Origin of the sequence: Halomonas sp. TD01, from assembly GCF_923868895.1 — a bacterium.
Classification (GTDB): domain Bacteria; phylum Pseudomonadota; class Gammaproteobacteria; order Pseudomonadales; family Halomonadaceae; genus Vreelandella.
Genome location: NZ_OV350343.1, coordinates 1,389,478 through 1,402,771 on the forward strand (window position 1 = coordinate 1,389,478; position 13,294 = coordinate 1,402,771).

The 13,294-nt window shown below is 52.4% G+C and carries 10 protein-coding genes; 6 read left to right on the top strand and 4 right to left on the bottom strand.

The window, feature by feature from the left end:
- Positions 1-77: 77 nt before the first annotated feature.
- Positions 78-2,459: a mechanosensitive channel protein gene (gene ybiO / locus L1X57_RS06595; protein ID WP_009723162.1), complete on the top strand. Its 2,382-nt coding sequence runs from the start codon at positions 78-80 to the stop codon at positions 2,457-2,459.
- 114 nt (positions 2,460-2,573) lie between these two features.
- Here the strand turns inward: ybiO and L1X57_RS06600 are convergent, their stop codons facing one another.
- Positions 2,574-4,184, bottom strand: coding sequence for a BCCT family transporter (locus L1X57_RS06600; RefSeq protein WP_009723161.1), 1,611 nt, complete (start codon positions 4,182-4,184; stop codon positions 2,574-2,576).
- Between the two features lie 244 nt (positions 4,185-4,428).
- Positions 4,429-5,175 (bottom strand): SDR family NAD(P)-dependent oxidoreductase, encoded by a 747-nt coding sequence (locus tag L1X57_RS06605; RefSeq protein ID WP_009723160.1) that lies wholly within the window; start codon positions 5,173-5,175, stop codon positions 4,429-4,431.
- 219 nt (positions 5,176-5,394) lie between these two features.
- On the opposite strand from L1X57_RS06605, the gene folK reads away from it, so the two are divergent.
- Together folK and L1X57_RS06615 are read left to right on the top strand one after the other, a co-directional pair.
- Positions 5,395-5,841, top strand: coding sequence for a 2-amino-4-hydroxy-6-hydroxymethyldihydropteridine diphosphokinase (gene folK / locus L1X57_RS06610; RefSeq protein ID WP_009723159.1), 447 nt, complete (start codon positions 5,395-5,397; stop codon positions 5,839-5,841).
- Positions 5,842-5,916: 75 nt separating this feature from the next.
- On the top strand, positions 5,917-6,738 hold the full coding sequence (locus L1X57_RS06615) for a flagellin N-terminal helical domain-containing protein (RefSeq protein WP_009723158.1): 822 nt from the start codon (positions 5,917-5,919) through the stop codon (positions 6,736-6,738).
- Between the two features lie 9 nt (positions 6,739-6,747).
- Here the strand turns inward: L1X57_RS06615 and L1X57_RS06620 are convergent, their stop codons facing one another.
- Positions 6,748-8,301: a BCCT family transporter gene (locus tag L1X57_RS06620; protein ID WP_009723157.1), complete on the bottom strand. Its 1,554-nt coding sequence runs from the start codon at positions 8,299-8,301 to the stop codon at positions 6,748-6,750.
- Positions 8,302-8,643: 342 nt separating this feature from the next.
- The gene (locus tag L1X57_RS06625) at positions 8,644-9,387 is read right to left on the bottom strand and encodes a DUF481 domain-containing protein (RefSeq protein WP_009723156.1); all 744 of its coding nucleotides are present in this window, start codon (positions 9,385-9,387) and stop codon (positions 8,644-8,646) included.
- Between the two features lie 208 nt (positions 9,388-9,595).
- Here L1X57_RS06625 and L1X57_RS06630 point away from each other — a divergent pair, with 208 nt between their 5' ends.
- The 3 genes from L1X57_RS06630 to L1X57_RS06640 all read left to right on the top strand — a co-directional run bounded on the left by L1X57_RS06630 (position 9,596) and on the right by L1X57_RS06640 (position 13,219).
- Positions 9,596-11,281: an ATP-binding protein gene (locus L1X57_RS06630; protein ID WP_009723154.1), complete on the top strand. Its 1,686-nt coding sequence runs from the start codon at positions 9,596-9,598 to the stop codon at positions 11,279-11,281.
- Positions 11,282-11,314: 33 nt separating this feature from the next.
- Positions 11,315-12,046 carry a response regulator gene (locus L1X57_RS06635; protein ID WP_234667976.1) on the top strand — a complete coding sequence of 244 codons (732 nt, stop codon included), beginning with the start codon at positions 11,315-11,317 and terminating at the stop codon, positions 12,044-12,046.
- Positions 12,047-12,226: 180 nt separating this feature from the next.
- A complete protein-coding gene (locus L1X57_RS06640; RefSeq protein ID WP_009723151.1) occupies positions 12,227-13,219 on the top strand; it encodes a Bug family tripartite tricarboxylate transporter substrate binding protein in 993 nt (330 codons plus the stop codon).
- The last annotated feature ends 75 nt before the right edge of the window (positions 13,220-13,294 follow it).

Here is a 13,294-nt window from a genome sequence, read left to right on the forward strand (position 1 = left end):
TAGCGTGCACTATGATGTGCATAAAATGAGTTAATAATGACATTGAGTAAAAGACTCACCCAAAGGGAGGTTTAGGTGTGACGCCATTACGTTTTTTCCCCTGGCTAGGCGTCTGGTTATTGATGCTATTCGCCTTTCTAACAACGCCTGCGTTGGCACAAACGTCGCTAAGTGCAGGCAGTGAAGACACCGCTAACGTCGAAGAGCAGCCCTCCTACTCGGCACTTGCCGATCTGCTGGAAGATGAGCAGGCGCGTCAGGAGCTAATTGAGCTGTTGCGAAACCAGGCGTCAGTGTTACCCAACGAGCTGACCAGTGAGCTATCACCGGTGGCCGCCGCCCAAGGTAGCGACCTTGCTCCCGAGGATGTATCACTGCCTCGACAGCTTGCAGAGCTAACCAGCCGCGTAGTGGGGGATGTTGGCGGCCAGATAGAGCAGGCGGTGTCCGTTGTAGGTGGCCTGTTTACCGGTCAAGGGGCGGGTACCTTCGACATGGCCGCGTTTGTTAGTGCGGCAATTAATCTAGGTATCGTGATTGTTGCGACGTTCGCGATATTTTTACTTTCCCGTCGTTTGGCTAAACCGTTATTCACTAAAATCAGTGGCTGGTCTCAACAGGGCAGTGGTTTAACGCCCGTGCTGCGTTTGGTGTTGTGTGTCGCTATTGCTGCCGTCGTAGATGTGTTGTTGGTCGCTTTTGCCTACGTGGGCGGGAACTTGTTAGCGACGTTTGCGATTGGCGAAACAGGTGAACTCTCTACTCGTGCCTCGCTATTCCTGAACGCTTTCTTGGTTATTGAACTGTTGAAAGCCGGTGTGCGTATGCTGTTCTCTTCCCGCTACGAAGGGCTGCGCTTGTTACCTATTTCAGCAAAAGAGGCTTCCTACTGGAATCGTTGGTTAGCGCGTTTAATTGGCATGGTTGGCTATGGCTTGATGGTGGTCGTGCCACTGGTTAATTTCTATATTGCGGCAACCTTGGGCCAAGCAGTCGGCACCTTTATTATGCTGTTGGCCTTCATCTACGCGGTAGGTGTCGTGCTTAAAAACCGCGTACGCCTGCGTGATAATCTTGACCAGATGGCAGCACGAGCGACGATGACCGCCAGCCGTGTATCGCTGCACCTGTTTGCTCGAACCTGGCACTTATTCGCATTGCTCTACTTCCTGATGGTGTTTGTGCTTACGTTGACACGCCCTGGGGATGCATTGCCGTTTGTACTGTTTGCCACATTGAAGACATTGGCAGCCGTGGTCATCGGCCTTTTGATCTCGGCGTTCCTTACGCAAACGATTGGTCGTCGTATCCAGCTATCCGATGATCTGCGTCGTAAGCTACCGATGTTGGAAGTGCGCTTAAATAGCTATGTGCCCAATGCCTTACGCGTGCTGCGCACCGTGTTATTAATAGCGGTCATTATGGTCGTGCTGGATGCCTGGGGAGTGTTTAACTTAGCGGCATGGTATGCCTCTGAACGTGGCGCGAACCTCGTCGGGAAACTTACCAGCGTCGCCATAATCCTGATCGTTGCGTTTGGTGTGTGGCTGGGGCTAGCGAGTTTGATCGAACATAAGCTCAACCCGGAAACGGGGCATGGCGAACCCTCTGCGCGTGCTAAAACGCTGCTGAGTCTGTTCCGTAACGCCTTAGTGATTGCCATGGTGACGATTACCGGCATGATCGTATTATCGGAAATAGGCATTAATATCGGGCCGCTTATTGCTGGTGCCGGTGTGCTGGGCTTGGCGATTGGTTTTGGTGCCCAAAAGTTGGTGCAGGATGTAATTACGGGTGTCTTTATTCAGGTAGAAAATGCCATGAATACCGGTGATGTGGTGACGGTAGGCGGCGTCACTGGTACCGCTGAACGGCTTAGTATTCGTTCAGTAGGCATTCGCGATCTGTCAGGCACCTACCACATCGTGCCGTTCTCCAGCGTTGATACTGTGTCTAACTATATGCGTGAGTACGGTAACCACGTCGGTGAATACGGTATTGGCTATAACGAGAGCATTGACGAGGCGATTGAGCAGCTGCAGTTGGCGTTCGAAGATCTGAAAGAGAGCGCAGAACACAGCCATAAACTGCTGGCTGACCTGACGGTTGCAGGCGTTACCGCGCTGGCCGACAGCTCTGTCAATATTCGTGTGGTGATCAAAACAACGCCGGGCGATCAGTGGGGTGTCGGGCGTGCTTATAACCGTTTAGTGAAGTTGCGCTTTGATGCAGCAGGAATCGAGATTCCATTCCCGCATACCACGCTCTATTTCGGTGAAACAAAAGGTGGTAAAACACCACCCGCTAATGTGCGTGTGTTGGATTCCACTGCTGAGCGTAAAAAGGTGGAAACGTCGCAGATCCGTCAGGACAGCGAGCAGCCATCAAACCAGTCAGTTCAGTCCACACATGAGCCTGATCACCTAAAGCCTGATCATGGTGATGTTGATGATGTGTAAGCGCTAGGATGCCGGTCATTGAAACGGTTGACTAGATGACAAAGCCGCCCTTTTGGGCGGCTTTGTTGTTAGTGCGCAACCTCTACTGTGTGGCAGGCAGCGTGTCGCAGCCGCTTACAGGTTATCCAGATTCGGAGCCTGCTGGGGCCGCACAATCTTGATATTTTCCTTCATTAGTGCCTTCATTAGCGAAAACACCATGGCAAATACCATGATGAAAATCGGTAGGCCAATGACGGTAATCACTTGCTGTAGCGCCACTAACCCCGCATCCCCTGCGAGTATGATCAGCATGGCGGCAACGGCACCTTCCGAGACTCCCCAGAATACCCGCTGATGGATAGGGCCGGGTTCCGTGTCGCCGGTACACAGTAGGTCGATGACCAACGAAGCCGAGTCCGACGAAGTGGCAAAGAAAATCGCCACGATCACGACGGCAAGTCCTTGGATCAGCGTAGCAGCAGGGAAGTGCTCGAAGAACGCAAACATCGCTAATGGCACGCTATCCATGACGGCGGCCGTCATCACGCCAGCTTGGTCGCCCAGCTGTTCGCGAGCGGCCGCACCGATACCATCGATTTCCATGGCCGACCAGCCAAAAATGGCGAACCACACTAGCGTAAATACAGAAGGCGCAAACAGCACACCAAGGACAAACTCACGGATGGTACGACCCTTGGAAATGCGTGCTACAAACAAGCCGATAAAGGGAGACCATGTCACTGTCCAGGCCCAGTAGAAGACTGTCCAGTTACCCTGCCAGCCCCAACTGCCTTCTTCCCGGGTATATTGCGCTAAGGTGTCGTTCCAAAACGACAGAGGCACGATGTTGGAAATATAAATGCCAAGCGTTTCGATAATACCGCGCAGTAGAAAGACGGTAGAGCCGGTAAACAGTACAAACAACATCAGCCCTACGGCCAGACCGATATTGACGTTAGAAAGCAGCTTTACGCCTTTATCCAACCCCCCTGCAATGGAGGCTACCGCGACCGCCGTTAGCACGGTGATGATAACGACTTTACTGGTCACGCTATCAGCAATGCCAAAGAGTTCGCTTAGCCCTGCATTAATCTGAGAAGTGCCCAGCCCGATAGAAACGGCCACCCCAAACAGCGTTCCGAGCACCGCAAAGATATCGATCGTTTTACCGATAGGCCCGTAAATGCGCTCCTTGAGCAGCGGATAGAACACCGAGCTGACACGTACTGGTAGGTCGTAACGGTAAATAAAGTAGGCAAAGGCTAGCCCCGGTAGGGTGAAGATGGTCCAGGTATGCAAGCCCAAGTGATACAGCGAAAAGCCCATCGCCTCCCGGGCGGCTTCTACCGTGTGTGGCTCAATATCGCCGTGGGGAGGGGTAGCAAAGTGAAAGACTGGTTCGGCGACTCCCCAGAACATCAATACCGTGCCGATACCGCCAGCAAACAGCATGGTGAACCAGGAAATGTTGCCATATTCCGGTCGGTCGTCTTCGCCGCCCAAGCGAATATTGCCGTAACGGCTCAACGCTATCCAAAGCAAAAAAACCAGCCAGAAACTAACCCCGAAGATAAAGAACCAGCCCAGATTAGTGACCACCCAGGTGCGGCCAGTGGCAAAAACGTTTCCGATAGCCTCTGGGGCAACGATAAGTGCCACCAGAAATAGCAGCATTAATCCGGCAGAGGCAAAGAAAATAGTAGGGTCCGTGCGAAGCCCCAGCCGTTGCGCGAGTTTTTCCATGAGAAATTCCTTTTTATTGTTGGAATAGTCGACTCGAAGGGTTGTATGCCAGCTGAAAACAGACGACTTTTAGGAGTCTACCGATAATCCTTCTGCCCATGGAAGACGTGAAATGTGGCCTTTAGTTAAATCGTGCGGCGCTTACCAGAGAGCCACAAAAAGACTGCCGGATGCTCTTAATAAGCGCCGGCAGCGTATATCGTAGGGGTTTTTTGAAGACAGGTTCGAAAGACGGCTTTTACTTTTAGCCTGGATAGTTTTCGGAATGACGCCCTTCAAGGTTGATCGACTCGCCGCCATCGACAAATAGAATTTGCCCAGCAACAAAGCCATTGTCTAATAAGTAGTGCAAAGCTTGTACAAGGTGGGAGGGGTTACCCTGGTGTTTAACGGGAATACCTTCAATACGCCATTGAATATAGTCGCTGGTGCGTTGAGAGGCAGGCAGTACCACGCCGGGAGCAATACCGTTAATACGCAGCCGTGGTGCAAACTCAAGTGCTGCCATGCGCGTCATGTCCGCAAGGCTCTTTTTCGACAGTAAATATGCTGCATAAGGGTATTGATGGTAGGCCACTTTATTGTCAATGATGTTAATAACTTGGCCGTTATCGACGGTGTCTGCAAAGTGTCGTGTGAGCAGCAATGGTGTAAACATATTGACTCTAAATTGCGTCTCCAGCATGGCCATGTCGGTGTCTGCAATGGGAGCAGGCTCATACGCAGAAGCGCTATTAAGCAGCACATTTAGGTTCGGGAAGTGCTGTTTGGCGGCTGTCACAAGCTCTTCAAGAGAGTCGCTCAAAAAGTTACACGGCAGTATTTCGCAGCGCTGGCCTTTGGCGCGAATTGTCTTAGCAACGTCTTCGGCTTCATCACGTGAGCTATTCACGTGTAAGGCAATATCATAGCCTTTATCTGCCAGGGCTTCGGCGAAATAACGCCCCAAACGTGTGGCGCCGCCAGTGACAAGTGCAGCAGATGAACTCATGCAAGATTCCCCAAAGTGGATTAACTTTTCAACGTACTAAGCGTTAAGCATGACTTTCTGCGTGAGCGTAGCGTTTGTCAATGTCTTGTACAGGACTTGAACAAAATAACAGGCCAGCTAATCTTACGTATCATCAATGTGACTCGACCACCGTCTTCGGGTTATGCCTTTAAGAGTAGGGTTTCTAAGATTTAGGGCCTCTAAGATTAGGATGCAGCTATGCCACTCTCGTCGTTAAACACTACGCCCGATACGGCCTACCATGAATGCTTAATCTCTCTCGGTACCAATATTGAGCCGGAACATCACTTTCACGAAGCACTGACCATTTTGCGCAGTGAATGTGAGCTGATAGCAAGCTCAGAGGCGATTCGCACAGCCCCGGTTGGCTATCAACACCAGCCAGATTTTCTTAATGCGGCGTTACTGGTGCGAACAACGCTTGATCACGACGCTTTCCGCGCCTACTTAAAAGATGTAGAAAACCGCCTGGGGCGTGTACGTGGCCCCATCAAATCAGGACCGAGAACCATGGACTTGGATATTGTGGCGTGGGACGGTGAAATCATCGACGAGGGGTACTACCAACATAGTTACGTGCGTCGTCCGGTAGATGAAGTGCTCACAGCCAGTTGCCGTTCACTTAAACAACGAGAATATTCATGATTTTTGCTTAGTGGCCGATAATAAGAAAAGTAGTCCTCCATCTTTGGGCGGGCTGACCTTCCACGGAGGCGCGCGTTGCTTAGCCTAAACACGAATCTGATGTCTCTTATCGTGCAGAACAATCTGCGTGGCAGCCAGCAAGCCATGCAGACGGCTATGGAGCGCCTGTCATCTGGGCTACGCATCAACAGTGCCAAGGATGATCCTGCAGGTCAGGCGATTGCCAACCGTATGAGTGCTCAGCTGCGTGGTATGGAGCAAGCCATTCGCAATACCAACGATGGTATTTCCATGGCGCAAACAGCGGAAGGCTCGCTAGACCAAATTAACGATAACTTGCAGCGTATTCGTGAACTGAGTGTGCAAGCAGCTAACGGCACTAACTCTTCTGATGACCTTGTTTCAATTCAAGACGAGATTGATCAGCGCCTAGAAGAAATTGATCGTATTGCCGAGCAGAGCAACTTCAACGGCATCAAGTTGTTTGATAGTACCAAGTCGGTAAATATTCAGGTGGGTGCTAACGATGGCGATAGCATTGCGGTGCGCTTTGCAGCCATGAATAGACAGGCACTGGGGCTGGAAAACTTTAGTGTTTTAGATAATGGCAGTGCAACAGAAAGCCCGCTGAAGGCGATGGATGATGCTATCAAACAGGTGGATCGCCAGCGGAGCTATTTAGGCGCGGTGCAAAATCGCTTCGAAAGTGTGATTGATGGCCTCAATACCAACATTATCAACACGTCTGCTGCTCAGTCGCGTATTCAAGACGCTGATTATGCCCGTGAAGTTTCCAATCTAATTCGAGCGCAAATTCTGCAGCAAGCAGGCATTGCGATTTTGGCTCAGGCCAACCAGCAGCCGCAGATGATTCTACGCCTGCTGGAAGGGTTATGATAAAAACCGTTACTCGATAATGCCTTGTTCACGCGCCATGGCATAGGCTGCTTGCGGGCCATTCCACAGCGATGGTAGCAAAATTAGTGAAACGGGAATTGCGGTAATCACGATAAATTGCTGCAAAGCGCCAATCTGCCCAGCGCCCATGTAAAGCAGCACCGCTGCCATTAGCGCCATGGCAATCCCCCAAAAAGCACTCACGTAAGGGCTCGGGTCATCATGGCCCGCACCCACTACCGCAATGGCGTAACTCATCGAATCACCGGTGGTGGCCACAAAAATCGTAGTCAGTAACAAAATTGCCAGTGCCATCCACGTGCCTCCGGGGAGCGCCTGGGCCACGGTGAGCGTCGCCACATCAAACTGGAAATTATTCAGCGCTTCTGTCAGGTCGATTACGCCGGTGAGCTGGTAGTAAATGCCCGAGCCGCCAAGCAGGGTAAACCAGACGGTGGTAGCAATGGGGGCGAGTACTGCCACGGCAAGAATCATCTCGCGAATACTACGCCCACGTGAAATACGCGCCACGAAAATTGCCATCAGCGGTGCATAGCCAATAAACCAAGCAAAGAAAAAGACGGTCCACCACTGCATCCACCAGGCGGGGGCGGTGTCGGCGGTCATAGTTGCCATGGTGAAGAACTCACTCATGTAAGCGCCCATGCTTGACACATAGGTGTTGACCAAAAACAGCGTGGGGCCAAACACAACAATCACCGCGCCAATGGCAAGTGCCAGCAGTACGTTAAAGCGACTAAGTAGTTGAATGCCTCTATGAACACCGCTCATGGAAGAAAGCACGTAAATGCAGCCGAGTACCGCCAGGATAATGAGCTGCCCTGGGTAGCCCTCGGGGAGGCCGAACAGCTCATGCAAGCCAAAGCTGACCTGAGTAGCCAGAAACCCAATGGGGCCGACGGTACCTGCTACCAGTGCAATTACGCAGCAGGCATCTACCAAGCCACCTAGCGGGCCGCGCATGAGGCGCTCGCCAAAAATGGGGTAAAGCAGCGTGCGTGGCTGTAACGGCTGACCTTTTACATAGTGGGCATGGGCGAGCACTACAGCGGTCAGTGAGCCAAGCACCGCCCAGGCTAGAAAGCCCCAGTGCATAAACGACTGGGCAAGGGCGCTTGAAACGGCTTCGGCGGTGCCTGCTTCGGTGTCAAAGGCAGGTGGCGTTACTACGAAGTGATATATCGGCTCTCCGGCGGCAAAGAAGACGCCACCACCTGCGAGTAATGTGCACAGAATGATCGATAACCACTTGAATGTGCTCATCTCTGGAGTATCGAGATTGCCAATCTTGGCTTTTGCCGCTGGCGTAACTGCCAAGCCAATGGCAATAAAAAAGGTCAGTAACAGTAGCAACTGAAAGTAGCTGCCTAGCACTAGGGCAGTCCAGGCAAAGCCAGCACTAATTGAGTTGGCGACAAGATCAATGTCGTAAAAGGAGAGGGCAAGAAACGCCACAATAAAACCGATGCTAAGCACCAGTACGATGGGGTCGCCGAGGGAAAACCGCGAAGAACCCTCGCTGGTGTGGACAGGTTGGTTCATTAAGAACACCTATGTTTGATGGGGATTGGGTAAGCGGGGCCATTGAGCTTAACAAAACCGTGCGTGAGCAGGCTTAACGCTCAAATGCGCTCGGTTTTCAAAACAAAAAAAAGCGCCATTCAAGGAATGGCGCGAGGACAGGAAACTGAAAATATTATATCTCGAATATAGACCAAGGTCTAATGATGAAAGAAAAATTGCATGAAAATGGTGCGAGGAGCGCTGGTGATGCACCATTGTGAACCGGTTAGCAATTGCCGTAATTGGCTGAAAAATAAGCTAACTACCTGATAATTATTGTGAATAAATTAAAGTGTTGCTGATAAAGTAAGCAATGGCGTGTCACCAGTGATATAGCAGTGACGCGCTGGTAGTGCTGTCAGTGCGTTCATTGGCATCATCAGGCGGCTGCGAGTTGTGCTTGATTTCATGGGAAAGGCGCAGCGAAAGACGTGAATTAAGTCGAGCCGTCAGTGCCGTTAATGAACGCGCTGTGGTGTTCTTGCGGGTATATTCCACCGACATTTCCTGAGCGATATCAGCGTAATCCGAAAAACCAAATCGATAGTCGAGTGCCGTATAAGCAACAGCCAATTGTTCATTATCGGCGTCGCGCAGTCGGTCATTTCGATATCCAGGCCCCGCTTCTAACGAAAGTGAATGCCGCTCGCCGGTTAGCAGCTGACGCCCATAACCACCAATGGCGGAAAGCTGCTGATCGTAGCCAGCAAAGCGGTCTTTTTCCCAGCGGGCAAAGCCAAACAGGTAGTGGGGCCCGCTAAAGTCAAAGCGCTCTCTCCCTGCCACTAAATATTGTTCTGCACTGGTTTCTCCGTTCTTGCTCACATTGCGCACTTCACCGCGCAGCGAGTGAGTGAAGTCTCCCGTTAGCCACGTCAGTCGTGTCTTTCCAATCAACGTTTGGCTATTGGTGTTGCCGGAAAGATGGGTAAAGCCAAGCTCGGCATCGCCACTGAACACAGGCGTATCATCTTGTGGCGGTGGTGGGGCGTAAAACGGATAAGCGGCGGCGGAGGTTGCCCATAGCGACAAGCTAGTCAGCAAAACATTTCTTAATAAGCTCAACACGTAACTCCTCCGTGAGTATCGGTCATTGTGAGAGGCGGGATGTTGCAGGATGAAAGGTCGTCATGCACGCTTAAAAAGTGGTGAGTATATCGATAAAAACAAAAACAGTAGCTGCTAAATAAGCAAACAATTGAAAAAACGCAACGGCTAACGCCGCTTGGCGCTGCATGCCATAATGACGCTGTTGCGTCTAGTGAGTTCCTTTATGACCGCCCCACGCCCTCGTACGTTGGCTGAATTACAGCGCTGGCGCCGCACTCGCGCCAAGCGTCGCTGGTACAAGCGAAGTTTTCGCCTGCAGGTCATGTTGCTAGTTGGCCTGCTATTGGCGGGTATGTTGTTGGCGCAGGGTACCTACCTGAATCACCGAAAAGCAGAAATTATTACCCATCAAATGGGCGAGCGGGCGCTGGCAGTGGCCAAGACCGTGGCAGGCATGCCGCAAATTGTTAATGCTTTCTCGACACCTAACCCCTCGCTGACTATTCAGCCGCTTGCTGAGCGAGTTCGCCACGAGACTGGTGCCCGCTACGTTGTGGTCGGTAATGCTCAGTCGATTCGCTACTCGCACCCAGTGCCTGAGCGGATTGGACAGCCAATGGTGGGTGGCGATAATGACCTAGCGCTGATCCACGGACAGTCATACGTATCGGAAGCCACTGGAACGCTAGGAACCGCCATGCGGGGCAAAGCGCCCATCTGGGATGAAGAGGGCAACATCATCGGGGTGGTTTCGGTGGGCTTCATGCTGGAGCGGGTTGATATGGATGTGGCTCGCTATACCAGCTTGGGGTGGGCGCTGGTAGCGCTGATGATTTTGCTGGGATTTGCTGGGGCGTATTGGCTCTCGCAGCATCTTAAAAAGGTCATTCTTGGTTTAGAGCCTTATGAAATAGCCCGCTTGGCCATGGAAAAAGAGGCCATCTTGCAATCCATCCACGAAGGCATCTTGGCGGTTAACCGCGATGGCCAGATCACCTTGGTCAATCAGCAGGCGCGACGCTTTCTAGGGTTATCGGATGAACAGGTATTACTGGGGCAGCCGATTCGTGAGGTGGTGCCCAACTCGCGGTTAATAGAGGTGCTAAAGCACGGCGAGCAGGAGTTTGACCAGGAAATGTGGCTGGGTGACCATCCGGTAGTGGCCAACCGTGTGCCCATTCTGCATGAAGGCGAGATTGAAGGTGCCGTTGCTACGTTTCGTAGTCGCCGTGAAATTATTGATCTTTCCCAGGCACTTACCCAGGCAAGCCGTGATGTGGATATGTTACGTGCCCAGGCTCACGAGTTTTCCAACAAACTTTACACCATTTCTGGGCTCTTGCAGCTTAACCGGGCTGACGAGGCGCTAGCGCTGATTCATCACGAAACCGAACGTGCTCAGGCGCAAATGAGCTTTTTAATGCGCCACGTGGCTGATGCGGTACTCAGTGGCACATTGCTGGGTAAATTGACCCGTGCCCGGGAGCTGGGGGTGGCACTGGAAATTGATGAGCAGAGCTCGCTTTCCTGCCCGCTGACGGTTACCGGGCAAGAGGTGATGATGAGCGTGGTGGGCAACTTATTAGATAATGCCTGCCATGCAGCGCTGAATGGCCCAAACAGCGATACCCCGAAAGTCCGCCTATTTTTTACGGATCTGGGGGAGCAGCTGTTGATTGAGGTAGAGGATAACGGCTCTGGCGTACCCGGCGAGCATGCGGAATCGATCTTTCAAGAAGGGTTTTCGACCAAAACCGGTAAACATCGTGGCATTGGTTTAGCGCTGGTCGCCCGGCTGTGCCGTCAGCACGGCGGCGAGGTGACATTAGAAGAGAGCGAATTAGGCGGTGCGTGCTTTATTGCCGTGCTGGATCGTTCGCTTTGCGATCAAGTAGCCACGACGACTTAAATCATAATAACGACGCCAGTAAGAGGAATGACTATGTCTACGACGCAATACGGCATTTTGGTCGTCGAAGACGATTTTCGCATTGCTGATATCCACAAGGCCTTTATTGAGCAGAGTGACGGTTTTTATGTAGTGGATATGGCGCGCAACGGCAGTGAGGCAAAGGCGCTAATGGCCCAGCATGCTGAGGCTATTCAACTAATCTTATTAGATGCTTACTTGCCTGATGTGGAAGGCCTGGAGCTTTTATGGGCCATTCGCCGCGACTATGTGCATGTGGATATCGTCATGGTGACAGCTGCCCGCGAAGTAGAAACCATCAGCGAAGCGTTGCGTGGCGGGGTATTTGATTATTTGATTAAACCGATTGAGGCGACGCGCATGACACAAATGCTGACGCGTTTTCGCCGCGAGCGAGAGGCGTTGGCTAATCGGGCTGAAATGAGTCAAGACGAACTGGACCATGTGCTTGCTCGCCTGCAGCCAGGAGAACCTCAGCGGGTAGCTGCACGCACGTTACCTAAGGGGATTGACCGCCTGACCCTGCGCCGTGTGGTGGATTCGCTGGCAGCCGAATGTGATTCCCAGACGGCGATGCAGGTGGCGCAGGTGATGGGGGCAAGCCGCTCGACAGCGCGGCGTTATTTGGAGTTTTTAGTGGCTGAACAAGCGGTTAACGCAGAAATTGGTTACGGCGATGTCGGCCGACCCGAGCGGCGTTATCGGCTGCTGGAATCTTCCTCAACATGGCTGGAATCACTGTAAACGAGCCTTTATAAACAGGCCGTGAACAAAATGAACAAAACGCACACAAAGCACTTTTTGCCATTAATGGTCATAAGCTTGTCGCTAGGAGTGGCGGTCTTCTAATGTGAAGGGTGTAACCACACAAAGATACGTAGACAACAACCATTTATAACAATATAGCTAATGTGGAGAACGCCCATGACCATGCTTCCCCTTAAGCGCTTTGCCGTGCTTGCCTTACCGATGGCTGCCCTCGCCATGACGACGTCCGCCAGCGCCCAAGAGTGGACACCGAGTCGCTCGATTGAATTTGTTGCCCCGGCCAACCCAGGTGGCGGTTGGGATACGCTAGTGCGCACCATGTCCCGCGTTATTCAGCAAGAAGAGCTGGCCGACGAAAGCTTTGCCGCCATTAACGTGCCTGGCGGCGGCGGTGCAGTTGCTTGGGCTCAGGTAGCCCGTGATAACGGCAATCCGCATAAACTTTTTGCTACCAGTCCGCCGATGATTTTAGTGCCGCTGGCAGGTGCATCACGTTACGACCACACCGATTTCACCCCGATTGCGCGCATCAATACCGACTATTCGATTATTTTGGTCGCTGCAGACTCCGAGTATCAAAACCTGGATGATCTTTTTACAGCGCTCAAAGAGAACCCTAGCTTAAGCGTGGGCGGTGGTAGTGCGCCGGGCTCGATGGACCACATCTCGGTTGCTGGTCTTGCCTCTGCGGCGGGTATGGAAGCCTCCACGGTCAACTACATCCCCTTCTCGGGCGGTGGCGACGCCATGACCAATCTGATGGGTGGCCATATCGAAGCAGTGGTTGGCGGTGCCGGTGAAGCGGTTGGCCAGCTTGGCGAAGGTAGCCAGCTGCGCGCGTTGGGCGTCTCTTCTGAAGAGCGTCTGGGTGGCGGCTTGGCCGACGTTCCCACTTACCAAGAGCAGGGTTACGACTACACCTTCGATATTTGGCGTGGCGTAATGGGCGCGCCCGAAATGCCTGAAGAGGCGGTTGAATACTACGAAACGCTCTTCGCTGAAATGCTCGAAACTGACGCATGGCGCGAAGCAAGTGATCAGTTGGGCTGGATTGATGCCTACCAGGATAGCGACGCTTTCGCTACTTTCCTGGATGAGCAGCAAGAGCAGTTCAGCAGCGTATTGACCGATCTGGGCCTGATGCGTTAGTAAGCGCACGCCCCAGAGGCCCCCCGGTGGCAGCTTGCCACCGGGATCTTCCGTCTGATACCGCAAGGGTCGTGC